At 63.8% G+C, this 26,271-nt stretch carries 20 protein-coding genes and 1 tRNA gene; 11 read left to right on the forward strand and 10 right to left on the reverse strand.

What is annotated here, in order from left to right:
* Window positions 1–76 precede the first annotated feature (76 nt).
* The gene (locus tag Q2M23_RS00005) at window positions 77–3,490 is read right to left on the reverse strand and encodes a molybdopterin-dependent oxidoreductase (RefSeq protein ID WP_316393616.1); all 3,414 of its coding nucleotides are present in this window, start codon (window positions 3,488–3,490) and stop codon (window positions 77–79) included.
* A gap of 201 nt (window positions 3,491–3,691) precedes the next feature.
* Here Q2M23_RS00005 and Q2M23_RS00010 point away from each other — a divergent pair, with 201 nt between their 5' ends.
* The gene (locus Q2M23_RS00010) at window positions 3,692–4,783 is read left to right on the forward strand and encodes an ABC transporter substrate-binding protein (RefSeq protein ID WP_316393617.1); all 1,092 of its coding nucleotides are present in this window, start codon (window positions 3,692–3,694) and stop codon (window positions 4,781–4,783) included.
* Between the two features lie 982 nt (window positions 4,784–5,765).
* On the opposite strand, the gene Q2M23_RS00015 is transcribed toward Q2M23_RS00010, so the two are convergent.
* Window positions 5,766–5,841 (reverse strand) — tRNA-Ile (locus tag Q2M23_RS00015).
* A gap of 193 nt (window positions 5,842–6,034) precedes the next feature.
* Window positions 6,035–7,003, reverse strand: a complete 969-nt coding sequence (locus Q2M23_RS00020) for a Bug family tripartite tricarboxylate transporter substrate binding protein (protein WP_057015085.1) — start codon at window positions 7,001–7,003, stop codon at window positions 6,035–6,037.
* Window positions 7,004–7,122: 119 nt separating this feature from the next.
* On the opposite strand from Q2M23_RS00020, the gene Q2M23_RS00025 reads away from it, so the two are divergent.
* On the forward strand, window positions 7,123–8,091 hold the full coding sequence (locus Q2M23_RS00025) for a TAXI family TRAP transporter solute-binding subunit (protein ID WP_316393618.1): 969 nt from the start codon (window positions 7,123–7,125) through the stop codon (window positions 8,089–8,091).
* Between the two features lie 126 nt (window positions 8,092–8,217).
* Here the strand turns inward: Q2M23_RS00025 and Q2M23_RS00030 are convergent, their stop codons facing one another.
* A complete protein-coding gene (locus Q2M23_RS00030) occupies window positions 8,218–9,429 on the reverse strand; it encodes an ABC transporter substrate-binding protein (protein ID WP_057014858.1) in 1,212 nt (403 codons plus the stop codon).
* A 185-nt stretch (window positions 9,430–9,614) separates the two neighbouring features.
* On the opposite strand from Q2M23_RS00030, the gene Q2M23_RS00035 reads away from it, so the two are divergent.
* The gene (locus Q2M23_RS00035) at window positions 9,615–10,736 is read left to right on the forward strand and encodes a molybdopterin-binding protein (protein ID WP_316393619.1); all 1,122 of its coding nucleotides are present in this window, start codon (window positions 9,615–9,617) and stop codon (window positions 10,734–10,736) included.
* Window positions 10,737–10,745: 9 nt separating this feature from the next.
* The gene (locus tag Q2M23_RS00040; protein WP_316393620.1) at window positions 10,746–12,695 is read left to right on the forward strand and encodes a molybdopterin biosynthesis protein; all 1,950 of its coding nucleotides are present in this window, start codon (window positions 10,746–10,748) and stop codon (window positions 12,693–12,695) included.
* Between the two features lie 245 nt (window positions 12,696–12,940).
* Here the strand turns inward: Q2M23_RS00040 and Q2M23_RS00045 are convergent, their stop codons facing one another.
* Both Q2M23_RS00045 and Q2M23_RS00050 read right to left on the reverse strand, forming a co-directional pair.
* Window positions 12,941–15,472: a fused MFS/spermidine synthase gene (locus Q2M23_RS00045; protein ID WP_316393621.1), complete on the reverse strand. Its 2,532-nt coding sequence runs from the start codon at window positions 15,470–15,472 to the stop codon at window positions 12,941–12,943.
* Between the two features lie 215 nt (window positions 15,473–15,687).
* Window positions 15,688–15,999: a hypothetical protein gene (locus tag Q2M23_RS00050; protein ID WP_016847487.1), complete on the reverse strand. Its 312-nt coding sequence runs from the start codon at window positions 15,997–15,999 to the stop codon at window positions 15,688–15,690.
* 437 nt (window positions 16,000–16,436) lie between these two features.
* On the opposite strand from Q2M23_RS00050, the gene Q2M23_RS00055 reads away from it, so the two are divergent.
* The 5 genes from Q2M23_RS00055 (at window position 16,437) to Q2M23_RS00075 (ending at window position 20,187) form a co-directional block, all read left to right on the forward strand.
* Complete coding sequence (locus Q2M23_RS00055; RefSeq protein WP_316393622.1) at window positions 16,437–16,775, forward strand: hypothetical protein; 339 nt, start codon at window positions 16,437–16,439, stop codon at window positions 16,773–16,775.
* A gap of 159 nt (window positions 16,776–16,934) precedes the next feature.
* Complete coding sequence (mobB, locus tag Q2M23_RS00060; RefSeq protein WP_141339621.1) at window positions 16,935–17,480, forward strand: molybdopterin-guanine dinucleotide biosynthesis protein B; 546 nt, start codon at window positions 16,935–16,937, stop codon at window positions 17,478–17,480.
* 54 nt (window positions 17,481–17,534) lie between these two features.
* Complete coding sequence (locus Q2M23_RS00065; protein WP_057014863.1) at window positions 17,535–17,804, forward strand: sulfurtransferase TusA family protein; 270 nt, start codon at window positions 17,535–17,537, stop codon at window positions 17,802–17,804.
* 325 nt (window positions 17,805–18,129) lie between these two features.
* Window positions 18,130–19,785, forward strand: coding sequence for an OFA family MFS transporter (locus Q2M23_RS00070; protein WP_316393623.1), 1,656 nt, complete (start codon window positions 18,130–18,132; stop codon window positions 19,783–19,785).
* A 153-nt stretch (window positions 19,786–19,938) separates the two neighbouring features.
* On the forward strand, window positions 19,939–20,187 hold the full coding sequence (locus Q2M23_RS00075; protein ID WP_028332712.1) for a hypothetical protein: 249 nt from the start codon (window positions 19,939–19,941) through the stop codon (window positions 20,185–20,187).
* A gap of 81 nt (window positions 20,188–20,268) precedes the next feature.
* Here Q2M23_RS00075 and lon read toward each other — a convergent pair whose 3' ends face one another.
* Window positions 20,269–22,647, reverse strand: a complete 2,379-nt coding sequence (gene lon, locus Q2M23_RS00080) for an endopeptidase La (RefSeq protein ID WP_316393624.1) — start codon at window positions 22,645–22,647, stop codon at window positions 20,269–20,271.
* 11 nt (window positions 22,648–22,658) lie between these two features.
* Window positions 22,659–23,066 (reverse strand): Hsp20/alpha crystallin family protein, encoded by a 408-nt coding sequence (locus Q2M23_RS00085; RefSeq protein WP_028332710.1) that lies wholly within the window; start codon window positions 23,064–23,066, stop codon window positions 22,659–22,661.
* Between the two features lie 263 nt (window positions 23,067–23,329).
* On the opposite strand from Q2M23_RS00085, the gene Q2M23_RS00090 reads away from it, so the two are divergent.
* Together Q2M23_RS00090 and Q2M23_RS00095 are read left to right on the forward strand one after the other, a co-directional pair.
* Window positions 23,330–23,605, forward strand: a complete 276-nt coding sequence (locus Q2M23_RS00090) for a hypothetical protein (RefSeq protein WP_057014866.1) — start codon at window positions 23,330–23,332, stop codon at window positions 23,603–23,605.
* 1 nt (window position 23,606) lies between these two features.
* Window positions 23,607–23,771 carry a hypothetical protein gene (locus Q2M23_RS00095; RefSeq protein WP_176937025.1) on the forward strand — a complete coding sequence of 55 codons (165 nt, stop codon included), beginning with the start codon at window positions 23,607–23,609 and terminating at the stop codon, window positions 23,769–23,771.
* 218 nt (window positions 23,772–23,989) lie between these two features.
* Here Q2M23_RS00095 and Q2M23_RS00100 read toward each other — a convergent pair whose 3' ends face one another.
* Entirely contained in the window at window positions 23,990–24,751 is a 762-nt protein-coding gene (locus Q2M23_RS00100; RefSeq protein ID WP_028332707.1) for a slipin family protein, read from the reverse strand.
* A complete protein-coding gene (locus Q2M23_RS00105; RefSeq protein ID WP_316393625.1) occupies window positions 24,748–26,157 on the reverse strand; it encodes a nodulation protein NfeD in 1,410 nt (469 codons plus the stop codon). Before Q2M23_RS00105 ends, Q2M23_RS00100 begins: the two co-directional genes overlap by 4 nt.
* Window positions 26,158–26,271: the final 114 nt, after the last annotated feature.

Genomic DNA, 26,271 nt, shown 5'->3' on the forward strand with positions numbered 1-26,271 from the left:
TCCGAGCCTTCTTCGAGACCGTCCCGGCTCGAAACACCGCTTAAGCCGGGCGCCGGCGCCAGTTCTTCACGAACGACTAGATATCGAGAACAAGATCGCTGCATGGGACCGCGCGGCACGTGAACACTGTGTCGGAATCTTCCGGGACTGCGCCAGACAGCTGTCTTGTGCTTCCAGCGAGCACCCGCACTGCACAACTCTCGCACTGGCCGACCCGACAGCCGCTTGGAGCTCGTATACCCAATCGCTCCGCGCATTCGAGCAGTGTGCCGTCTTTAGGACCCCACTGGAAAGAAATACCAGATCGCTTGAACGAGACTGAGCAAGGCCCCAGGCCCTTATCAAGCGTGTTCGTCGGCGAGACAAATACTTCTTTATAGATGTCGAACTGTGGTACGCCGAAGGAAACCAAGCCCCTTGTTATCGATGCGACCATTGCATCGGAGCCGCATAGATAGAAACGTGAGCGCTTTTGGACCAGCGACGCATCGATTTGAGCGGCATCGAGGCGGCCGCGGACATCGAAGTCGATTCCTGGGATATCTGAAGCGCGAGGCTGGCTATAAAAGGTTCTGACAGTTAGCCGCGGTAACCGCTTTGCAAGAGCTCGAAGTTGGTGCTTGAACGCGTGCTCCGAGCCGTTTCTGTTGCCGTACAGCAAGGTAACAGAGGGCATTCTATCGCCATCGAGCGAATTGAGCAGACTCATAAATGGAGTAATGCCGATGCCTGTTGCGATCAAGATCAGCGGAACGGATGATACCGTCGGCATCGTAAACGCGCCGCTCGGGGCCTCGACGTCGACCGTATCTCCGACCTTCAAGGCCTCATGTATAAAAGACGAGAGGGAAGTTGGGGCGTTGGCAGCGCCGGCTTGCGTGCGACCCACGCAGATCTTGTATTCCGAGTGACTTTCGATGCCAGTCGCTCCGGTCAATGAATAGGCCCGCGTCAGAAGTGCGCCGGTGCCGGGATGCGTCACTCTGAGGCGAAGGTACTGACCGGGTTCGTAGTCGGGCAGCGTGTCCGCTCCCTGTGGTAACAGCGAAATGGCAAGGGCTGAGTCTGATTCGGGATGCAGACGCGATACGGTGAAGCGACGAAACCCTTGCCATAAGCCGTTCGTAGAGTTGCCGACACACCGGATATTGCACGCGACCGCACGATGATTGACGGAGCCGCTGACCGGATCGCGCGTCTCGGCGGACACGAGACTGTTAAAATTGGAGCTGGCCGACCCTGTCAGAGCGTATGACTGCTTGCCGAGCGGTTCACAGGCCTCCCACCAACCGAAGTCGGCGGCCAGTACGTCGGATGCGAGCGTATTGTCGATCTCAGCAACGAACCGTGTGGACCCGTGACGGCTTGTGACTTCGACAGTGTGCCCATCGCTGATGTTCTTCAGGCGCGCGGCATTCCCATGCAATCGGATTGTCGGTCGGCTGGCGCGCCGCCTTAGGGAGGCGATCCCGCGGTGCTGACTATGGCAGAAGACGCCGGTCTTCATGCTAATCAGTGTGAACGGGTAGAGCGAGCGATCGACGTCTTCCTCTACATGGACCGGTACAGGAGATTGGCGATTTCGGAGCAGCAGTTCAGAGTAAAACTCGACCCGTCTCGTTTCAGTCTGGAAGCCGGCCGCGTGATCCCTGGCATCCACGCGGGCGTATTTGCGTTCGGCATGTTCGATCGGACGAATGATCTTTCCGTCATTCGCCCGCAGGTCCTCAACGGTAATCCCTAGGGGAGCCAGCATGTAGTTCCAACCAGCGTCGATGTCGCCGTGGAAGAACTTGTCACCCATACCCAGGCGTTCAGCGAGGGCAAATACGATTTCCAGATCGGAACGTGCTTCTCCCCGCGGAGGCAATACGGCTGGACGCAATTGAATCAAGTTCTGCGCGGCTTCACTAATGCCGAAACCGATCCGTAGGCCTTCCCGCTCCCATGGAGTGCTCGCCGGCAGCAGGACATCAGCATAACGAGCCACAGGGGTCTCTACGATGTCACTGTGGACATAGAAGTCTACGACTTCCAACCCTCGGCGAATCTCATCGGTGTTTCCCTGCGTGAGGAGATGATTGGATCCGAAACCGACGAGCGCACGGATCGGATAGGGATCGCCGGTCACGATGGCGCGGTAGACGTCGAGCGGCTTCACGCGTCCTTCGGCAGCGGGTCCTATCGGACGGATGTCGCGTCCGAGAGTCTTGCACGATTGCGTTTCGACGAGGAGGGCCACGGAGTCGACCTTGTTCGCGGGCTGCCCGCCAAGGATGCGGTTGCCACCGATTTCGTCGAAGGATCCACGAAGAGCGTAGAGCGTGGCGACCGCACGCTCAGTTTGCGTCGCGTTGCTGCTTTGACCAATGCCTGTCCAAGCGTGGTAGGCAATTTTACTATGGCTCGCCATGAGCGATGCAGCGGCTTTCAGCTTTTCGCGTGGAACTCCGGTTATCTGCTCGACTCGCTCGGGTGTCCAAGCGGCACAAGCCCTCCGGAAGTGATCAAAAGCGGGCCTACACGCGATCGCTTGGCCATGATGACCCGGGACTTCATACAGCCCGGTCAGAGCAAATCGGCGAGCGATGTCGACGTCGAGCAGGCGGCTCGTATCATAGACGTAAGGTTCATCGGTCTGAAGGTCCCAGGCTACGAATTGCTGCGCTGTTCCGTCATCTTCGCAACGTGGGAGATCCCGCGCCCTTAGAAGCAGTCCGTCGGACTCACGCACTAGCATCGGCGCATTGGTCCACTGCCTGAGAAATTCCAGGTCGGCTCCTCCTTCCTGGATCAACAGATTGGACACGCCGAGCGCTAGAGCGGCGTCAGTGCCCGGTCGAACTTGGAGCCAAACGTCGGCGTCAATGGCTAGCGGGGTCGCTCGGGGATCGACGACGATCATGGCCGCACCATTCGCACGGCCACGCGCAATTGCGTCCGCTTGAGCCAACCAGGTGCTAGTGGGGTTGTGTCCCCAGAGCAAAATCAACTCCGCATGCGCGTAGTCCGCAGTTGGCATGCCGACGCCGTAAGTAAACCGATGCGCCACGTCCCTGTGCCAATTGCAAACGTCGGTAGAACTCGCAATGTTTGGGCTTCCAAACAAGCGGACGAATCGATCGATCCATTCGATGCTGTCAGCTATACCGGTTCCGCTTTTCGTGGTTACAGCAAAAGCGACGCCTTCGGCGCCGTAGCGCTCCCGGATATCGAGTAACGTTCCGGTACACAGGTCGAGCGCCTCGTCCCAGGAAATACGTACCCACCCTGGATCGGGATCCGTTTTCGGCCGCGTGCGGCGCATCGGATAAAGGATTCGATTGTTTGCTGCCACAATCTCCGGAGCAGCCCGGCCTTTTGGACAGACGGCGTGCCCGGTGGGATGGCTGGGATCATTTCGCACTGAGACCAGCCGGTCGTTCTCGACGACATTGATCGTTCCGCATTGCGAGCCGCACAGCGTGCAGAAGCTTTGAATCTCGCCCATTGCCGACTTCCGTAGTTGTGGCGCCGCCTTGGAGTGCACTTTGACGCAAGCAATTATTTCGGAGCTGCACAAAAGGTCACGACGAGGTGCGAACCGGTTGAGCGCGAGCAGCCATGTTCACCGACGAAGTACGTTAATCCTATGCGATGTTGACTAAGCGGTCAACAAGTGTATGAATCTGCCGCTCACAGGAGGGTGGGCATGGGTAATCTGCGACTGTTTCTTTTTGCCTGGATAGTTTCGTTTGGCGTGCACTGTGGCCAGCCCGTGCTCGCGGCCGACAAGGTCCAAGCCTTGATCGGCGTGCGAAATATGGATGAAGCGCAGGCGCCCTTTATCGTCGCGAAGTATCTGGGCTATTTCAGCCGGGAGGGGCTCGATGTCGATCTGCTGACCGTCGGGGGGTCGAACGAAATCGCAATTCAAGTTGCCTCTGGCAACGCCAACCTTGGTGCAGCAAGTCCTGCGCAAGCCGTGATCGGCATGCAAGAGGAGTCAGTGGCGCCCTTGGATGTTCGCTACTTCTACGATTACAGCTATCGCAATATCTGGTCGATGTCGGTGCCGGCGGACAGCAACATCAGATCGATCGCGGACCTCCGAGGAAAGAAGATCGGTATCCCATCATTGGGAAGCGGAGGCGTCACTTACGGCAAAGCTTATGTGCGTTCAGCGGGGTTAGATCCAGACAAGGACGTGACGTTCATTCCGATCGGGGTCGGCTCCCAAGCCGTGAGCGCCATTCGGCAGAAGATCGTCGATGCGATCGCGTTCTGGGATGTTGCCAACGTCCGGTTCGAACTCAGCGGCCTCGCCCTCCGGAATCTCGATATCGGCGAGAATCTGGATGCTCTGCCGGATCTATCGCTTTTGGCAAAGAATGACGTCATTAAAAACAATCCGCAAATGCTGATCGGATTTGCGCGAGCGGTATCAAAGGCAATCGATTTCACCAACGCCAATCCGGCGGCAGCAGTCTTGATCACCTGGAAAGTGTATCCGGAGAGCCGTCCCAGGGAGCCGGATGCCCAGACGGCCCTCGCTCAAGGGCTGAAGATCCTCGCGGTACGAAGTCCTGGGTGGACAAGTGCCAAAACCGACGGAAAGAACGGCCTGTTCGTTGAAGAAGATTGGAAAAACTTGAGCAATTTTCTGCTGGCGGGGGGACAGATAGCCCGCCCGGTTCCGACTTCGCGAATGTACACCAATGATCTGATCGGCGAGATCAACAACTACGATCGCAACGCCATCATTCGACAGGCGAAAGAGTTTGACCTCGGATCAGTTCGTTAACTGCGCGATCGTTGCGCTAAAATGTGCGCGGAGAAATTCGTTCGCGCCGTTCGCGAACAGCCGGGCCTGACAGAGCGTCAAGTCGCTGACCGTCCCTTCGGAGAGAACTCAGCGATCGGGCGGGCTGGCTTGGCGTGGTGTCGCTCTCGAGTTGCCGGCGGCCTCGGCCGGCTTCTGCGTGTATTGGCCGTTACCGCGATCCAGCCGCAAAGCCTGCCATGTCGAGCCGTGGCTCGACCATTATTAGCCTTCATTCGACTTCACCTCTCCAATCGGCCCCAACGATAATCTCCGATTGTCGGAACTCAGGACCGCAGGCGGCGAGGTTGGGGAATCCCGGCCTCGGAATTCTGGGCTATGCCTCTTGAGGCACGAATGAATTCTCGCTGCTCTCTCGGACGGCCCTAAGAATTGCTCGGGCAATATTTAGACGGGAGCCTGGTTCTGACCGTGTTGTGAGATCAACTCGCCTTGACCATCGTGCTAGAAGGGCCATTCTGAACTTCAATCTAACCTAGTGATCTGATTGGAGCTGAAAACCGCGCAGAATTCAGAATGGTCGTTGATATTTCAGCGCGTCCTGGCTGATTTTGATTCCGCCATTCTGGATTGCTCGGGTTGCGCGTTTTGCGCTGAGACTCCAAGAGTTCGCGGCAACATCAATTGCTCACTTGGAAGTCAGGCATTTCCAAAGGCGCCACTCCACTAGCAAGCTTCAGCCGACCAGATATTTCAGCAGGCGCAAAGGCCGGCGACTTCACATGTCTCTTAGTGATTGCCCGGGTCGAGGTGTGCGAGCTGGCCGGCGACAAAAGACACCCTGTCTACTCACCAATCGTGTACCGCAACGATCCGTGTGACGCCGTCAGATTGTTGCGACGCTCCAGCCTGCGCACGAACGAAAAGTGGACGTATCTGGTGCGGTTTCTGGTGCGGTCGTCTTTCTGCGAGCAACGAGAACCAAGTAAGGCATTGATCTCATTGGTGGGCCCGGCAGGACTCGAACCTGCAACCAGACCGTTATGAGCGGCCGGCTCTAACCATTGAGCTACAGGCCCCGCCGCCTTGCGGGCCGCGGGGCGCGGCCGGCAACGGTGCGGGCTCCGTTTACAGGCTGACTGCGGTTTCGGCAATGCCGCCCCCACGTCCCTGCCATCGCCGCCGGGCCAGCCACGTCTCGCGGCTGGCATCACTGGAACAGCGGCCGGCAGCCATCCTGCCTGACCCTCCGTTTCCCTGGCGACCGGCGCCCTAATCCACTGAGACGCCTGCAAACTCGACGACTTTGCGCCATTTCTCGGTCTCGTCGGCCACCAGTTTGCCGAATTCGGCCGGGGCCATCGGCTTCGGGATGCCGCCGACCTCGGCGAGGCGCGCCACGAGCTTGGGGTCCTTCAGCGCTTCGCCGACCGCCTTGTTGAGCGCATCGACGATCTCGGGCGGGGTGCCCTTCGGCGCCGAGATGCCGTAGAAGCCGACCGCCTCGAATCCCGGCACGGTCTCGGCGATCGCCGGCACGTCGGGCACGCTCGCCCAGCGTTTCGGCGAGGTGACGCCGAGCGCGCGGACGTTGCCGCCGCGGGCCTGCTCCAGCGCCGACGGCAGATTGTCGAAGATCAGCTGCACCTTGTTGGAGATGATGTCGGGGAAGGCGATCGCGGATCCCCGATACGGCACATGCAGCATGTCGCACTTGGTCATCGCCTTGAACAACTCGGCCGACATGTGCACCGAGGTGCCGTTGCCCGAAGAGGCATAGGAGATCTTGCCCGGATTGGCCTTGCAGTAGTCGATGAACTCCTGGACGGTCTTCACCGGCATCGCGTTCGAGACCACCAGCATATTGGTGAGCTGCATGATGCTCGCGACCGGGGTGGTATCGCGCAGGAAGTCGAACGGCAGCTTCTTGTAGAGCGAGGTCGAGATCGCATTGTTGGGCGCGACGAACAACAGCGTATAGCCGTCAGCCGGCGAGTTGATAGCGGCCGCGGCGGCGATGTTGCCGCCCGATCCGGTGCGATTCTCGACGATGAATTGCTGGCCGAAATGATCCGACAGCCACTGGCTCATGATGCGGGCGACGATGTCGACCGGACCGCCGGCGGCAAACCCGATCACCCAACGCACCGGGCGGTTCGGATAGTCGGATGCGGATGATGGGGCAATCGAGGCGAGGCAGCAAATCAAACCAAGCAAGGCGACACGCGCGAACTGGATCATCGTCTCTCCCGTCATTTTCTTGTGACTGTTGCCGGCATGGTTTCACAAAACGCTGGCTTTGCCTACGACGTCGCCCGTGCGACGATAGTCGGGTTCGTGTGGAATGCTTGAGGCTCGGGATGAAATTCGCTGTTATGATGTGCGCCGGCGCGCTGCTGCTCGCGGACGGGGCGGCGGCGCAAGAGGGGAGCAAGACCATTTCCAAGACCACGATCAGTTTCGCCACGGCGACGCCGGGTGGCGGCTTTCCGCTCTATGGCAATGCCTTCGCCGAGGTGATGAATGCGGCCGACCCGACGCTGTCGATCGAGCCGCGCAACACCAAGGGCTCCAATGAGAACATCCCGCTGCTCGAGGCCGGCAACGTCGATATCGCGACCGTGGCGGGCGAGCCGTCCTATGAAGCCTTCATGGGCATCGGCCGGCCGAAGGCCACGAAGCTGAAGATCCTCACCGCGATGTATTCGAGCCCGGGCATGTTCGTGGTGCGGGCCGACAGTCCCTACAAGACGATCCAGGACCTGGTCGGCCAGCCCGTCGCGTTCGGCGCCAAGGGCTCCGGCCTGCCGATCCTGTCGCGCTACATCCTCGACGGCATCGGGCTGAAGCAGGACGAGGACTTCAAGTCGATCTATCTCGATCGCGCCGGCGACGGGCCCGCGATGGTTGAGGATGGCCGCGCCGCCGCACTGTGGGGCGCCGGCATCGGCTGGCCCGGCTTCACCAAGATGGCCGAGAGCGCCACCGGCGCGCGCTTCATCGCGCCGACCGCGGACGAGATCGCCCGCATCCGCGCCAAGCACACGTTCCTCAAGCCGCTGACGATCCCCGCCGGCAGCTATCCGAAGCAGACCGCGGCAATCTCTTCGGTCGGCTCCTGGAGCTACATCCTGGTGCGCGAGACCTTGCCCGACGACGTCGCCTACCGGCTGGCGAAAACGCTGCACGGCATCGAGGCGACCTTCTGCAACAAGCTCGCCCAGGCGTGCGAGACCACGGCGGCGAACACCGTCGCCGCCGCGCCTGATATCAACCTGATCCACCCCGGCGTGCTCAGATATTTCCGCGAGATCGGGGCGGCGAAATGACTTCTGCCTGGACGCGCTATCGCGTCTATGCAGAGGTCATTCCGGGGCGCGCGAAGCGCGAACCCGGAATCTCGAGATTCCGGGTTCGATGCTGACGCATCGCCCCGGAATGACGACCTTCGGTCGTCATTTCTTCGCCATCGCGCAGGCCGGGTCCGGCGGGCCGAACGCGTCCTCGCCGGAGATCTTGGCCAGGATCTTGTAGTAGTCCCACGGATATTTCGACTCGGCCGGGGTCTTGACCTGTACGAGCCAGAGATCGTGCACCATCAGATTGTCCTCGCGCAGCTTGCCGTTGCGGGCGAAGAAGTCCTCGACCGGCTTCTCGCGCATCTTGGCCGCGACCTTGAGCGGATCGTCGGTGCCGGCATCCTTGATCGCGTTCAGATAGGCGGTCACGGAGGAGTAGACGCCGGCCTGCCACATCGTCGGCATCCGGTTCATCTTGGCGAAATAGCGCTTCGACCACTCGCGGGTCTTGTCGTCCATGTCCCAGTAGAACGAGGTGGTCAGCAGCAGGCCCTGCGCGGCCGACAGCCCGATCGAGTGGATGTCGGTGATCAGCGCCAGCAGCGCGGCCATCTGCTGCCCGCCGGCGAAGACGCCGAACTCGGCGGCGGTCTTGATCTCGTTGGTGTTGTTGGGCGGTCCGCCGGCAATGCCGATGATCTTGGCCTTCGAGGCCTGCGCCTGCAGGATGAAGGACGACAGATCGGGCGTCGCAAACGGCGGCCGCACCGCGCCGAGCACCTTGCCGCCGTTCTTGGTCACGATCGCGGAGGCGTCCTTCTCCAGCGAGTGACCGAACGCATAATCGTCGGTGATGAAGAACCAGCTGTCGCCGCCGCGCTTCACCACCTCCTGCGCGGTGCCGACCGCGAGCGCCCTGGTGTCGAATACCCACTGTATCGCGTAGGGCGAGCAGAACTTGCCGTGGAAATCGGTCGCGCCGGTCGAATGCGTGATGAAAAGCTTCTTCTTCTCGTTGGCCATGTTCTGCACCGCGAGCCCGACCGCCGAGACCGGCACGTCGACGATGAGGTCGACCTGATCGACGTCATACCAGCGTCGCGCGATGGTCGCGCCGATATCCGGCTTGAGCTGGTGATCGCCGACGATCACCGAGATTGGCTTGCCGAGCACCTTTCCGCCGAAATCGTCGACGGCCATCTGCGCGGCGGTGACCGAGCCCTGGCCGGTCGGCGTCGAGGCGGGGCCGTTCATGTCGGTCAGCACGCCGATCTTGACGATGTCGTCGGATACCTGCGCCGATACGCTCGGGGATGCCAGCAGCGCGGCTGCGAGCGTCCCGAACATGGCTAGTCTGGTGGCCTTCATTCTGTCTCCCTCCTGAATTGGCGCATTGGCCATTATTGGTTGTGCCGGGCCTTCAGGGACCCGGTCATATTGGTTTCTTTTGCAACTATATTGGGGACCGCGTCAACGCGCCATCGGTCTAATGACGCAGCCCCGGTGCGGCGAGAGACAGTTTCTTTCGGGGCCGATTCAGTCCATAGCGGGCCATGGTCACCGCCCAGCGCCTTCCGCCTTCGCTCACCCCGCTCGATGCGGCACTGGCTGCCGTGCTGCGCGACGTCGGGCCGGTCCAGCCGATCGCGTTGCCGCCGGCCGACGCCTTGCGCTGCATTGCGGCCGAGATGCCGGCCTTGCGCGCCTATCCGCCGCGCGATGTCGCGGTCAGCGACGGGTGGGCGATGCGCGCCAATGACCTGGTCGGCGCGTCGTCCTATGCGCCCTTGCCGCTGGCCGAACCTCCGGTCTGGGTGGCGGCAGGCGCTGCGATGCCTGATGGCACCGACTGCGTGGTCGATGCCGATGCCGTCGATACCTCCGGTCCGCTTGCGCAGGTGCTCGCCGAAGCAATCCCGGGGCAGGGCGTCAGGCGTGCCGGCAGCGACATCGCCGTTGGGCGCACCGTGATCGCAGCAGGGGAGCCGCTGCTGCCGCGCGGCCTGCTGCTCGCGCGCGCGGCCGGACTGCAGATGTTGCGCGTGCGACGGCCGCGGCTTCGCATCGTCAACGTCGCCAATGGCGGCCTGACCGCACAACTGATCGCTGACACCGCGCGCCTCGCGGGCGCTGAGGTCGTCGGCATCGAGGCCGCACCCGATGTGACGGCGATTGCAAACGCACTCGAACCGGACGGCTGCGATTTGATGATCACGATCGGCGGCACCGGCGTTGGTCACACCGATGCTGCGGTGAATGCGCTGGCAACGCGTGGCGCACTGATCGCGCACGGGATCGCGCTGCAGCCTGGGCGCACCGCAGCGGTCGGTCGGATCGATGCATCGCCGGTCGTCGCCTTGCCGGGCGCGCCGGATCAGGCTTTCGCGGCCTGGTGGGCGATTGCGCTTCCCCTGCTCGACCGCCAGTCGGGCCGGCGCGCGCGCAAAACGCTGGCGCTGCCGCTGGAACGCAAGATCGCTTCCGGCGTCGGCGTTGCCGAGGTCGTGCTGCTGATACGCGAGCAAGGTACTCAACAGGATTCCTGGGCGGCACTTGCCATCGGCGACCTGTCGCTCGATGCCGTCGCGCGCGCCGAAGCCCTGCTGATCGTGCCCGGCGCTGCCGAGGGCTTCGCTGCGGGCGCGGTTGTCGATGCCTATATGTTGCGGGAGTGAGTTCCCGAGATGAGCAACACGTTCACGCCGAAACCCAACCCGTCCGTCGAGCAGGACCAGTTCCTGACCATCCTGTCGCGCGAGGAGGCGCTCGCGCGCTTCGAGGCGGCGCTGTTCCCGCGCCAATTGCCGTCCGAGAAACGGCTGCTCGCCGATGCGCTCGGCCGTGCGCTGGCGGAGGACGTGGTGGCGCCGATCGACGTGCCGCCATTCGATCGCTCCAATGTCGACGGCTTTGCGGTGCGCTCGGCCGATCTGGCACGCGCCGGCGAGGCCGCGCCGGTGCAACTCGCGCTGAACGACGAGACGATTTCGTGCGGGACCGCGCCCACCCTGCCGGTGCTCCCGGGTACTGCGACTGCGATCGCGACCGGCGGTCCGGTACCGCGCGGCGCTGATGCCATCGTGATGGTCGAGCACACCCAGCCCGCCGGCCATGGCACCATCGAGGTGCGGCGTGCGGCATCGCCCGGCCAGTTCGTGTCCTATGCCGGCTCCGACATCGCGCGCGGCGAGGCCCTGCTGCGCGCGGGAACGATGATCGGGTCGCGCGAGATCGGCATGCTCGCGGCCTGTGGCATCGCCGAGGTTGCGGTGACGCGCCGTCCGCGCGTCGCGATCCTCTCGACCGGCGACGAACTGGTGCAGCCGGGTGAGAAGCTTCGGCCGGCCGCGATCTACGACACCAATGGTGCGATCGTCACCGCGGCGATTGCCGAGAACGGCGGTGACGCGTCGTTCCTTGGCGCGATCGCCGACAATGAGGCGACGCTCGAGGCCGCGATGCGCAAGGCGCTGGCGGACAGCGACATGCTGGTGCTGTCAGGCGGCACCTCTAAGGGCGCGGGTGACGTCTCGCATCGGATCATCGCTCGCCTCGGCAAGCCCGGCATCATCGCGCATGGCGTGGCGCTGAAGCCCGGCAAGCCGCTGTGCCTTGCGGTGTGCGACGGCAAGCCGGTGGTCATCCTGCCGGGCTTTCCGACCTCGGCGATGTTCACCTTCCACGACATGATCGTGCCGGTGCTGCGGCGGATGGCCGGGCTGCCGCCGCGATCGGATGCCAAGGTGGCGGCGAAGGTGCCGGTGCGCATCGCCTCCGAGCTCGGGCGTACCGAGTTCGTGATGGTGTCGCTGGTCGAGGGCGCCGACGGCCTGATCGCCTATCCCGGCGGCAAGGCTTCGGGCGCGATCACGTCGTTTGCGCAGGCCGACGGCTTCCTGAAGATCGAGGCGCTGGCCGACCAGTTGCCGGCCGGCAGCGAGGCCGAGGTGACGCTGTTCACGCCGCATGTGCGGGTGCCCGATCTCGTCATCGTCGGCAGCCATTGCACCGGGCTCGATCTCGTCACCGCGCCGCTGGCGCATGCCGGTCTCGTGGTGCGCTCGATCGCGGTCGGCAGCCTCGGCGGGCTCGCTGCCGCCAAGCGCGGCGAATGCGATCTCGCCCCGATCCATTTGTTCGACGACAAGACCGAGACCTACAACACGCCGTATCTGGCCGACGGGCTCGAACTGGTGCCGGGCTGGCGGCGCATGCAGGGCATCGTGTTTCGCAAGGACGACACGCGCTTTGCCGGCTTGAGTGCAGAACAGGCGGTGCGCGCCGCGCTCGCCGATCCCGCCTGCATCATGGTCAACCGCAACCAGGGCGCCGGCACCCGCATCCTGATCGATCGCTTGCTGGCGGGCAGCCGGCCCGACGGTTACTGGAATCAGCCGCGCTCGCACAATGCGGTTGCGGCCGCGGTGGCGCAGCACCGCGCCGACTGGGGCATGACCATCGCGCCGGTCGCCGATGCGTCCGGACTCGGCTTCATACCGCTCGCCGAAGAGCATTATGACTTCGCATTGGTGACGGCGCGCAAGCAGCGGCCCGCAGTGCAGGCCTTTCTCGACGCACTGGCGTCGGATGAAGGGCGGGCTGCATTGACGAAGGCGGGGTTCAGGCCGGCGTAGCCGGTGTGCCGCTCTGCCGCACCATCACAGCTGTCGTCCCTGCGAAAGCAGGAACCCATACGCCGCGGCGGGCGTTACAGGCGGGCCTCGCCGTTCCAGCATCGCGTAACAATTTGCGTTTGTGGTTATGGGTCCCTGCTTTCGCAGGGACGACACTGAGCTTGTTGCGCTAGCTGTGAGTCAAAACATCCGCATTCTCGCGACATTCGGGGACTTCCTGATGCTGTGTGCCGAAGGCACCCTGATCACTCGCTCAGCTTGCGGTCCAGGAAGTCGACGTAGGAATTGTCCGGGTCCAGTTTGACGGCCAGGCGAAGCGCGGCCCGGGCGGCGGACTTGTCGCCGTCGGCCGTGGCCTTGTGCTCGTCCAGGATCGCATTGGCCACCGTGCGCGCGGTGTCGAGACGGGCCTCGTCGATGGAACGGTCGGCAAGATAGGCTTCCACCGGCTCGCGGAGGCGCTTCAGTTCGTCCACGCTGACCGAACCCAGCGGATACCAGTTGTAATATTCGAGACGCGGCCGATCATCCGTGAGGGTCGGCACATTCCCGACAAAGGCCGCGAGTTTTTCATCGGCGGCGATGAATGTCGCCAGGAAATCCTCGGGCGAGCCGAGGCCGTTCGCCGTCAGGTCTTCAGCCACCGCGGGCTTCGACATGCGCATGGCGAGCTCGTGCGGATCGATGTTCAACGGTTCATCGGAGGCGATCGCCACGCCTTCCATTCTGGACGGCAGCCACAGCGAGACATGCTTGAACTGGCCCATCATGGCCTTGAGTATCATCTTCGGAAGGATGCCGCGGTTGAAATCCAGCGGCACCCATTGCGCGAGAACGCCGCCGGGACGCATCCTCTGCTTTGCCAGCGCATAGAATTCCTCCGTGTAGAGGTTGATGACGCCGGCATCATGGGGCGGTGGCGGCTCGAGCGTGATGACGTCAAATGTCTCCTTGGTCCCCAGCAGGAAGTGGCGCCCGTCCGCGACGATCTGATGGACTTTGGGATTTTGATAGAATTGCTTGTTGATCGGCACGAAGTGGGGCGCAAATTCGAACACCGTCGATGCCAGATCGACCGCGTCGATGGATTGCAATTCTTCATGGGTGCTCACCGCTCCCACCGTGGTTCCGGTCCCGATGCAAATGACGACAGCCGTTTCAACCGGGCCCTGGTGCAGCAGAACGGGATAGTGCCCCATCGCGGCCATGTAGCGTCTGCCCTCGGGACGGTTGTTGGCATAGCTTTTCGAATTCACCACCAACTGCTGATAGGTGCCCGCCGCCTTCTCGCGATACTCGACCACCGCAAACGTCGCTTGCCGGGTTTCCCGCAACTCGAGCACATTGGCGCCTTCGATCGCGGTCAGGACCCGCTCCAGATAGTGCGGAGTGAAGAGCAGCAGTGCTACGGCGATGACGCTCGCGGCGATCGTCCCCTGCCGCCACAGGCTCCTTTCTCTCAGAAGATCCGGCTGCGACACGGTGGTCGCGACGAACAGCAGGACGTTCACGACAATCAGCGCGGTGAGCGCGCCCTGGCTGCCCAGATACGGGATCAGCAGAAAGCCCGCCGCCAGCGAGCCCACGACGCCGCCAATCGTGTTCAAGGCGTAGAGCGTGCCGATCCTGCGGCCCAGCGCGCTCATCTGCATCACGGTCAGCTCGCTGGCCAGGGGAAAGCTGATGCCGATCAGCATCGTCGGCAGCAACAGCGCAACAGCGCAGACCAGGAAGAATGAAACGTCACCCCCCAACAGCTCCTGCACCGGGACTGGAAGCAGGCCCGATACGATGGGAGACAGCGCTACTCCCATGGTCCGCGCCTTGCCGAGCATTCCGACGGTCAGCGTGGCTGCAACCGCGATCAGCAGCTGCGTCACGGCGAAGTATCGCAGCAATTGATCCTTGCGGGGGGCGAGCAGCCTGGCGCAGATCAGGGCGCCGATCACGAGCCCCAGCAGGTAAACGCCGAGCATGCCCGAGAACGCGTAGACGCTCGAGGTGCTGACATTGGTCAGGAATCGGAACCAGACGACCTCATAGGCGATCGATACAAAACCGGAGCACGCGAAAATCCAGATCAGGACCGACGTCCTGCCACGCGCGGTCGCGGCGGTTTGCACCGGCGCCTGTGCAGCGACCGGCAAGAGCGGGCTTGCGCCGCGCGCAACGAACAGGGCAACAACGCCGACGCAGATGTACAGCGCTGCCGCAACCAGGCTTGATCCCGCGATGCCCCAGAGGCCCATCAGCACAAAGCCGACCGCCAGGGTGCCGATGGCGGCGCCCAGGGTGTTGAACCCGTAGAGCAGACCGATCCGATTGGCGAGGTCGGTTTGTGTGCGGGTCAGGAATCTCACCAGGAAGGGCAGGGTCGCGCCCATCAACATCGTCGGCAGCGACAGGATGGCGAGCGACACGGCGACCATGAGAGGCAGCCGGAATGGCGACTCCAGATCGAGCATCGGTGACAGCCAGCCCACCCATGTCGGCCAATGCGACAGAAACGCGGTGACCGCGAGAGAAACGAGGGCGAGGGCGAGTTCGAGCAACCCGTAAATTTTCAGCGGGCGGCTGACGGTGTCGGCGATCCGGCCTCCCAGGGCGCTGCCCAGCGAGAGACCGAAAAAGAAGCTTGCCACCGTGACGCTGACGGAGACGGTCGCGCTTCCCAGCACGAATTGCAGTTGCTTGAACCAGAGAACCTGCAGGATCAGCGATGCCGCGCCCGATGCCAGAAAGATCGCCGTGACCAGAACCCGGTTTTTCAGGCTCACGGCGTCTCGAACGTCACCACGATTGCGCACTGGACCGCTCTCCCGTTGAACGGGAGAACAGGTACGGCAAATGCTCTTAATATTGCCTTATGGCGGAGCGGCGCCGCGAGGCCGCCGGATCGCGTTGAGATTGCTCGTAAAATTGCCGTTTGGCGGATGCTTGCCGAGGCCGAGCGATCGCACTGCGAGCGGGCCTTTTGCGTTGCCGATCCAGTTCAGTGCCGCATCGCCGTCTCCACGAACTCCAGCACGGAGCGCGGGACCTCTTCGTATTCGACGAAACGGCGCCGAAGCTCGTCGGCAATGTCGGTCGTGACGTCGCGCGACCATCCTTCGTTGGTATTGAAGGCCACGATGCGGACCGGACGGCTGTACTGGTCATCCAGCAGGCGGCGGATCAGCGTTTTCCGGTCAGTGCCTTCTTCGTCGGTTTCGCTCCAGGCACGGCCCAGTCGGCCAAAATCGTTCAGCACCAGATAGGTGTCGTGATCGATTGAATGCGGCACAATCGAAGGCGAGCGAGGCATACATAGTCCTCCATGCTGCACATTATCGTGTTCCGATCGCCCTGCGTATCGGAAATTTCGAGGTAAATCCGCTGGATAGCGGGATCGCGCGTGACGTGAGCGGGGGCTGCAACATGCATTGGAGCAAACCGTCCCGTCGCTGGTTATCTCTTGTCACCGACATGGGCCCTGTTGTGGATGTCGGTGGTTGAGCGACCGATGGGGCTCCCACCCGCTCGAGGAGCGGAGCGATGTTAAGAAGGCTTCGTTTTAGGAACACAACGCTGGAAGAAGTGCTGGCAGTCGATACGCAGCGGCCGCGGAAGAGGCTGCGGATGCGTGACCAGCCCCCGAGAGAGAGCCGATCGGCAAGGCTGGCCAAGCCGGGGCGGCCGGTCAGTCAACGAACCGACTGACCCTGCGGGATAGCGAGCCGAGCCCGACTTGCGCGGCGGCCCGTGAACTGGTTCGCCGATTGCGGCGACCAATCGATCATGGCATTCGACACCGTCAATTTTCGTAAGATCGCCGCGCTCATCGCGGCGGCCGGCACCTTGTTCTGGCTTTACACCTTCTACGCCATCGCCCATGTGCCGCCTGGCGACGGTACCGGCTTCCAGTGGCTGGCGGTGTTTCCGCTCGGCATGGTGTTCGGCCTGTTCTTCCTGCCGGCCTGGCTGCTCGTCGCCATCGGCCGATTGCCGAGATTCACCGCGGCGCTTGGGGTCTGTGGCCTGATCGCGTTCGCGGTGCTGTGGGCGCAGCTGCTGCAGGAGTTTCCGAGGGCGGTCCTCTAGCGCGCCAGCCCATCCTCATCTGCCGGCGAGCCTGGCATGACATTGCTCCAAGGCTGATATAAGCAGCGTTGGGCGCAAGTCGCGGCTTTCTGCCGTCACGGCTGGTCCCGGCCATCCATGTCGGGCGGAACCGCGGGCGTGGATACCCTAACGATTGGCATGTCTTCGGAGACGCGTATGAAAGTGATTGGCCTCGCGGGCTGGAGCGGTGCCGGCAAGACCACCCTGCTGTCGCGGGTGATCCCCTGCCTGCTGGGCCGCGGCCTGCGCGTCTCCGTGATCAAGCACGCCCACCATGAATTCGATGTCGACGTGCCCGGCAAGGACTCCTGGGTGCACCGGCAGTCCGGTGCGACCGAGGTGCTGGTGTCGTCGACGCGGCGCTGGGCGCTGATGCACGAGCTGCGCGGCGCCGATGAGCCGCGGCTGCCGGAGCTGCTCGCCAAGATGGCGCAGGTCGATCTGGTCGTGGTCGAAGGCTTCAAGCGTGAGCCGGTCAACAAGATCGAGGTGTACCGCGCCGCCAACGGCAAGCCGCTGCTGTTTCCCGACGACCCGCGCGTGGTCGGGATCGCCAGCGACGTCGCCGTTGCAACCACGCTGCCGGTCGCGCATCTCGACGACATCGAGGACGTTGCCGAATTGATGCTGCGCGCCGCGATCCCCGTCGACGACGTGCTCGCGTCGGCTCCGGCCGAAGGCTGACGTGGACGGGGAGGCGGCGTTGACGATGCAGGACGGCTTCGCCATGGTCGAACCATGACAACGACGAAGCTCGATCTCACCGGCCTGAAATGCCCGCTGCCGGCGCTGAAGACGCGCAAGGCCCTCCGGAGCGTGACGGCGGGAGATTTCCTCGAGGTGCACTGCACCGATCCGCTTTCGGTGATCGATATCCCGGCCCTGATCCAGGAGACCGGCGACAAGGTCGAGATCACCGAACGAAGCGACGCCCGGATCGTTTTTTTGATCGAGAAGATCAATGGAGCGATAGGCAATTCGAATGCTGCGTTGCCGCGTACGCGCTAGATGCAGCTTGATATCTACCTTTTGCCTATCGACACCTATTTTCCATTCTGCGCGAATTGATAATGTCCGCCGGGTTGTGGTGATGGCGTTGTGCTCGAGTGTGGGCGCATCGACGGACAACGACTGGGCCCGTGCCCAGATCACGGGCTGCACGGCCGGGCATATCCGGTCGTATTGGGGGTTAGCATTTCCGGAATGTGCGTGGTTGGTCCCGACGCATTGAGGAAATGTGCGGAGCTGCCGGCTGACGCTGGCCGCAATGGGCTGAGACGGGATCGAAGATGCAGATGCGCCTGTCGTAATGGCGGCTGCAGGGGAGGTGTCAATGACCACAGTGAGCAGCGCCGGACGCGTATCCGCGACAGGCGCAGGTTTCCTCGACAAGGAACATACAATCGCGACCGCCGGCTTCAACCGCTGGCTGGTGCCGCCGGCCGCGCTCTGCATCCATCTGTGCATCGGCATGGCTTACGGCTTCTCGGTGTTCTGGCTGCCGCTGTCGCGCGCGATCGGCCTGACCGCGCCGAAGGCGTGCCCCGACATCTCGCTGGTGCAGGAGCTGTTCACCACCACCTGCGACTGGAAGGTCGCGAGCCTCGGCTGGATGTACACGCTGTTCTTCGTGCTGCTCGGCGTCTCCGCCGCGATCTGGGGCGGCTGGCTCGAGAAGGTCGGTCCGCGCAAGGCCGGCTTCGTCGCGGCGCTGTGCTGGGCCGGCGGTCTCGTGATCGGCGCGCTCGGCGTCTACACGCACCAGCTCTGGCTGATGTGGCTCGGCTCCGGCGTGATCGGCGGCGTCGGCCTCGGCCTCGGCTACATCTCGCCGGTGTCGACGCTGGTGAAATGGTTCCCCGACCGGCGCGGCATGGCGACCGGCATGGCGATCATGGGCTTCGGCGGCGGCGCGATGATCGGCGCCCCGCTCGCCGACAGGCTGATGAACTACTTCAAGACCCCGACCTCGGTCGGCGTCTGGGAGACCTTCCTCGCCATGGGCGCGATCTACTTCGTGTTCATGATGATCGGCGCGTTCCGCTATCGCATTCCGCCGGCCGGCTGGCAGCCCGAGGGCTGGGCGCCGCCGACGAAGGCCAACGCGATGATCTCGAGCAAGCACGTCCATCTCGACAACGCGCACAAGACGCCGCAATTCTGGCTGATCTGGTGGGTGCTCTGCCTGAACGTGTCGGCGGGCATCGGCGTGATCGGCATGGCCTCGCCGATGCTGCAGGAGATCTTCGCGGGCAAGCTGATCGGCCTGCCCAATGTCGGCTTCAACCAGCTCGATGCCGGACAGAAGGCGCAGATCGCGGCGATCGCGGCCGGCTTTGCCGGATTGCTGTCGCTGTTCAACATCGGCGGCCGCTTCTTCTGGGCGTCGCTGTCGGACAAGATCGGCCGCAAGAACACCTACTACACGTTCTTCATCCTTGGCATCGCGCTCTACGCGCTGGCGCCGACCTTCGCCGCGATGGGATCGAAGCTGTTGTTCGTGCTCGGCTTCGGCATCATCCTGTCGATGTATGGCGGCGGCTTCGCCACCGTGCCGGCCTATCTCGCCGACATGTTCGGCACCCAGTTCGTCGGCGCCATCCACGGCCGTCTGCTGACGGCATGGTCGACCGCCGGCATCATCGGTCCTGTCGTGGTGAACTACATCCGCGAGTTCCAGCTTGCCGCCGGCGTGCCGCGGGACCAGCTCTACAACACCACGATGTACATCCTGTGCGCCATGCTGATCGCGGGCCTGATCTGCAACTACCTGATCAAGCCGGTCGATTCGAAATGGCATATGAGCGACGCCGAGGTCGCCAAGCTGCAGGATGCGAGCGCCAGTGCCGCGGCGGCCGGACCGCACGGTTCCTACGGGATCGGGTTCGGCGGGCTCGACGCCAAGGCGGCGCTGTTCTGGCTGTTCGTCGGCATTCCGCTGGCGTGGGGCGTCTACATGACGCTGCTCAGCGCGGTCAAAATCCTCTGATCGCAATTCAGGCCGCGCGCGGGACATCTGGTATCCCGCGGGCGGCCTGAAGCGTTTTCGAGCGAAGTGGATGCCGGTTCGCGTGAAGAAGACGCGTCAAACAAGAAGCTCTACGCCGTTCAATTCAACAGATAATCAAGGGACATTTCAGTCATGTTTCGTACCGCAAGCTGTCTTGTGGCCGCCCTGCTTCTCGCCGGCTCGCTGCACACCGCGTCAGCCCAGACCACCGAGGCCAAGCCGTCGAAGGTCAAGCTGACCATGCAGAAGCTGAAGGACATGAAGGCGAAGTGGAAGGCCAACAAGCCAAAGCTGAAGGTCTGCCGCGCCGAGGTGAAGTCGAAGGGCCTGACCGGCGACGACCGCTGGTTCTACATCGAAGAATGCATGGGCAAGAGCTGAGCGGCACCGCTCCGCTATCTGCAACGCAAGAGGGCGTGACGGCGATCGCTGTCACGCCCTCTTGTTGCGTTCGAGACGCGGTCACTCCGCGGCGGCGGGCGTCGTCTTGGCGGCCTCCAGCGCGGCTGCGATCGCCTCGTCGACCCGTTCGAGCCAGATGAACTCCAGCTTGGCGCGGGCGCCGGCGGGGATGTCGTCGAAGTCGCGCTTGTTGCGCGCCGGCAGCATCACCCGGGTCAGGCCGGCGGCCGCGGCCGCGACCACCTTCTCCTTGATGCCGCCGACCGGCAGCACGAGGCCGCGCAGCGAGATCTCGCCGGTCATCGCGGTATCGCTGCGCACCGTGCGATCGGTCAGGAGCGAGGTGAGGGCGGTGAACATCGCAACGCCCGCGCTCGGGCCGTCCTTCGGCGTCGCGCCGGCCGGAACGTGGACGTGGATGTCGCTCTTCTCGAACACGCCGGGGTCGATGCCGAGCTGCGAGGCCCGGCTCTTCACCAGGGTTAGCGCGGCCTGCACGCTCTCGCGCATCACCTCGCCGAGCTGGCCGGTGAGGATCAACGCGCCGCGGCCCGGCGTGCGCGACGCCTCGATGAACAGGATGTCCCCGCCGACCGGGGTCCAGGCGAGGCCGGTGGCAACGCCCGGGATGCTCGTGCGCATCGCGATCTCGTTCTCGAACCTCGGCTGGCCGAGCAGCGAGACGATGTCCTTCGGCGCGATGGTGACGTGGCTGGTGCTGCCCTCGGCGATCTGCATCGCGACGTTGCGCAGCACCTTGCCGATCTCGCGCTCCAGGTTGCGCACGCCGGCCTCGCGGGTGTAGCTGCGGATGATCAGCCGCAGCGCATCCGGATCGATCTCGACCTGCTCGGCCTTGATGCCGTTGGCCTCGAGCTGGCGGCGGACCAGATAGCGCTTGGCGATCTCGAGCTTCTCGTCCTCGGTGTAGCCGGCAAGGCTGATCAGTTCCATGCGGTCGAGCAGCGGGCCGGGGACGCCGTCGAGCATGTTGGCGGTGGCGATGAAGACGACGCGCGAGAGATCGAACGGCACGCCGAGATAATTGTCGCGGAAGGTGCTGTTCTGCTCGGGGTCGAGCACTTCCAGCATCGCGGCCGACGGATCGCCCTGGATGCCGCGGCCCATCTTGTCGATCTCATCCAGCATCATCACGCAATTGCGCGCGCCGGCTTTCTTGATCGCCTGGATGATGTTGCCAGGCAGCGCCCCGATGTAGGTGCGGCGATGGCCGCGGATCTCGGCCTCGTCATGCACGCCGCCGAGCGAGACGCGGACGAACGGCCGCGCCATCGCGCGCGCGATCGATTGGCCGAGCGAGGTCTTGCCGACCCCGGGCGGCCCGAGGAAGCACAGGATCGGCGCCTTGCCGCCGGGCGCGAGCTTGCGCACCGCGAGATATTCGATGATGCGGCTCTTGATCTTCTCGAGGCCATAATGGTCCTGGTCGAGGATCTTGCGCGCCTCCGCGATGTCGATCGGCTTCTCCTCCGGAATGCTCCAGGGCAGATCGATCAGCCAGTCGAGATAGCTGCGCACCATGCCGGATTCGGCCGCTGCCTCCGGCATCCGCTCGTAGCGGCGCAGTTCCTTCTGCGCCTGGCTTTCGGCCTCCGGCGGCATCTTGGCCTCGACGATCGCCTTGGTCAGCTCGGCGACTTCCGCGGCCTTGCCGTCGCCTTCGCCGAGCTGGCGCTGGATCGTCGCCATCTGCTCGCGCAGGATCGCCTCGCGCTGCCGCTCGTCGAACACGGCCTTGGTCTTCTGCCCGATCTCCTGGCTCAGCCGCAGCACCTCGATACGTTCGGCGAGGTGACGCGACACCTTGTCCATCCGCGCCACGAGATCGATGGTTTCCAGGATGTCCTGTTTCTCCGACGGCTTGATGTCCATGTAGGACGTCGCAAGGTCGGCAAGGGTTGCCGGCGAGGTGGTGCCCTGCAGTGCGGCGATCAGCTCCTGCGGCACTTGCGGCAGCAATTGCGCGGCCTCCAGCGCCTGGCGCTGCAGATTGAGGAAGCGCGCCTCGATCTCGGCCGAGGTGGTGGTCGGCTCCGGGATTTGCAGCACGCGGGCCGCGAGGAACGGCGTGCCGGGCAGATAGTCGAGCACGCGCATGCGCTGCACGCCCTGGCAGACCAGATGGTGGGTGTCGTCCGCACCGGTGATGTAGCGCACGATGTTGGCTGTGGTGCCGACGCGGTAAAGCCCGTCGGGGCCGGGATCGTTGGTCTCGGGATCGCGCTGCAGCAGGATGCCGATCGGCCGCTGCTCGCGCACCGCCTGCTGGGCCGCGGCAATCGAGGTCGCCCGGGCGATCGTGATCGGAATGATGACATCCGGAAACAGCACGGTGTTGCGCACCGGGACGATGATCAGCGCGTCGCTCGGGATCGGCGTCGAAGTTGAAGCTGGGCTTGAAACGTCTGAGGCAGCCATGTCGAAATCCTTTAGCTCGACTTTCCGAGCCGCAGGCCGACGCAACCATGCGCGGCAAAGCGGCTGATGGTGTAGCGGCCGGTCGGCAGCGCGATGCGGCGCTCGAACCGGCCCTGCGGCAGTTCGAGGCGCAGGATACGGGCGTTGCGGAGTTCAGGGGGCAGGGTGCGGCGGCCGGAGATCACCAGCGTGCCGCCGTCGAGCGCGGCCTCGACCTCGTCGGGATCGACCCCCGGCAACGCGACCAGGATCAGGATTTCATCCTCGGTCTCGATCACGTCGGTCGGCGGTTCCCAGCTCGGCTCGGTGCTTCCCGCGCGCGGGTGCAAATTGAGGAAGCTCTGGTGCAGCCGTTCGGCGCGGGCGAGCGCCTCGATCGCATCCGACAGCATCCAGTTGATCTGATCCTTGGGCCGCATGGGCACTCTCCACGTCGCACTGGGAGGCAAGGTTACCGGTCTTGCCGCCGACCGTAAACCTGCCCCTCGCGCCGCTGATCGAGGGTAAAATTGTCCGAAATCTCGCGATTTGCGGCATGACCGCGATGCACGGACCGCAGCCGGACGCTTATGCCGCGGCTATGTGACAGGACCGCGGCTGCTCTCGAATTCCTACGGCCTTCCCCGCATCTTTTGCCGTGATGCGGTGCGCTCGCGCGCGCCGCCAAACGGGAAGGTGGCACATGACCTTGCTCCATTACCACGATGCCCGGCCGCACGGTTCGGCCGGCGCCATGCCCTTGATGCTGCGGCGAACCGTCAGGCGGATCGGCCTCGTCTTCAGGACTGTTCACCGCGCGATCGCTGCCGCCAAGATTCATCGGCTCCGCAATGAGCTGCTGCTGCATCGCGGCCACGAGGATTGGGCGCGAACCAACCTCAACGTCGGCATGCTCGGCGACGACGCCGAGAGATATCCACGGGCGCCGGTCGTGCTCGGCGAGAAATGGGACTACTGAGATGCGCACAGTTTCGTTCATCGCTGCCCTGCCGCGCCGCGCCGCAGAAGGGCTGCTCGCATTCCTCGCCTGGATCGGCGAGGAGCCGATCAGTGGCTACCGGCCCGAGGCGCACTACATGCGCGGTCCGGGACCAGCGTGGCGGGCCAAGCATCGCGGGCGTTAAGGCCCCGAACCCATCCGCGTCATTGCGAGGAGCATGGCGACGAAGCAATCCATATCTCCGCATGTGGCGCGATGGATTGCTTCGCGGAGCCTGTCATCGGGCGCGCGTTCGCGCGGCCCGTTGGCTCGCAATGACGTGGAGAGGTCGCGACGCCTACGAGACCCACGATCCCGAGCGCGCCGACCTTGAGCGACCGTCGTTTCTGCTCCCAAGCCAGTTCACGTCGCTTCACGTCGCGGCGCCAGGTGATCGAGAAGGTTCATCGGCAGCGGGAACACCACGGTCGAGGAGCGCTCGCCGGCAATGTCGTGCAGCGCCGCGAAGTAGCGCAGCTGCATCGCTTGCGGCTCCTGGGCGAGGATCCGGCCGGCCTCGACCAGCTTCTCGGCGGCCTGCTGCTCGCCCATCGCGTTGATCACCTTGGCGCGCCGCAGCCGTTCCGCCTCGGCCTGCTTGGCGATCGCCCGCACCATCGTCTCATTGAGATCGATATCCTTGATCTCGACCCCGGTGACCTTGATGCCCCAGACGTCGGTCTGCCTGTCGAGGGTCTCCTGGATATCGGCGTTCAGCTTGTCGCGCTCCGCCAGCATCTCGTCGAGCTCGTGCTTGCCGAGCACCGAGCGCAGCGTGGTCTGCGCAAGCTGGCTGGTCGCAGCCATGTAGTCGCTGACCTTGATGATGGCGCGCTCGGGATCGACGATGCGGAAGTAGAGCACGGCGTTGACCTTGACCGAGACGTTGTCGCGCGAAATCACGTCCTGTGGCGGCACCACCTGCACCACCACCCTGAGATCGACCTTCACCAGCTGCTGCACCACCGGAATCAGGATGATGAGCCCCGGGCCCTTCACCCCGGTGAAACGGCCGAGCGTGAAGATGACGCCGCGCTCGTATTCGCGCAGCACGCGCACGGCCTGGGTCAGGAATACGATGATCAGCAGCGCGATCGCCGCATAGGTGAAATAATCAAGCATCATGCCTTACCTCCCTCGCCGGGAGAGGCCGGCGTGCGCCGTACCACCAGCGTCAAATCGATGATGTTGGCGACCTCGACCGTGTCTCCCGCCGTGAATGTCTCGGTGCTGCGCGCTTGCCAGCGTTCGCCGTTGGTGAAGACGTGACCCGTGGTCTCGGACCAGTCGAGCACCTCGGCCGATAGCCCGCGCATGGCTTGCGCACCGATCCGCACCGGGCCCTTGCGCGTCCGGCGGAGCGCCCCGAGCACGACGAGAATGAGCCCGGTGAACATCGCGGCGACGATGCCGATGACCGGCCATGACAGCCGGTAACCGGGCGCCTCGATCCGAAACAGCATGGCTGCTCCAAGCAGGAAGGCGACTATTCCTCCGAGGCCGATCACGACGGTCGGGTTGAAGGCTTCGATTGCGAGCAGCGCGATCCCGACCAGCATCAGGGCGAAGCCCGCGTAGTTGATCGGCAGCATGTTGAGTGCGTACAGACCGAGCAGCAGGCAGATCGTCCCGACAACCCCGGGCGCCACGGCACCGGGCGACATGAACTCGAAGATCAGGCCGTAGATGCCGACCATCAGGAGAATGAATGCGATGTTGGGGTCGGTGATGACCGCAAGCGCGCGCGCGATCCAGGTGGGATCGATGTCCTCGATCGCGGTGTCCGTGGTCGCCAGGCGTTGCGTCTTGCCGCCGGGAAGCTCGATGGTCCGGCCATCGACCTGCCTGAGCAGGTCGGCCGGATCGCGCGCGGTGAGATCGATGACGTTGGCCTGCAGCGCTGCGTTGGCGGAGAGGGTGGCGGCATCGCGCACCGCCTTCTCGGCCCAGTCGGCATTGCGGCCGCGCAATTCGGCCAGGCTGCGGATGAAGGCAACGGCATCATTCGTCACCTTCGCCGTCATGGCATCCTTGGTTTCGGACGGATGGCCGCCGTCCTTCTGGTCCTTGCCGCCCTTGTCCGGAGTGCTGCCCGGCAGCCCCGGTATCGGGCCGCCGATCTGCACCGGCGTCGCGGCGCCGATATTGGTGCCGGGCGCCATGGCCGCGAGATGGGTCGCATAGAGGATATAGGTCCCGGCGCTCGCGGCATGGGCGCCGGATGGCGCAACGTAGCCGACCACGGGAACGGGCGAGGCCAGCACGTCGGCGATGATCTCACGCATGCTGGTGCTGAGGCCGCCCGGCGTATTCAAACGCAGGATAACAATTTCGGCGTGGCGCTCGGCGGCCTTGGCCAGGCCGTCCTTGACGTAGCTGGCCGCTGCCGGCCCAATTGCCCCGTCGATTGAAATGGTCAGGGCAAGATGGCTGTTGTCCGCGGCCGGACCGGGACGGATGGAGACAACCAGAGCGACCAGGACGGTCGCAACAACGAGGGCCGCCTTGAAGGTGGTGTGCACGGCAAGCACTCCCTTGCCGTGGATATGGGGCGCCGTTTCGGAACCTCAAGTTGGCGCCGCGTCACGGGCACCGTGTGCTGATCGCATTGTGCATTGCGATGGGTTATGTCGGGTCGGCAAATC

Origin of the sequence: Bradyrhizobium sp. 33ap4, assembly GCF_032654765.1 — a bacterium.
Taxonomy (GTDB): Bacteria; Pseudomonadota; Alphaproteobacteria; order Rhizobiales; family Xanthobacteraceae; genus Bradyrhizobium; species Bradyrhizobium australafricanum.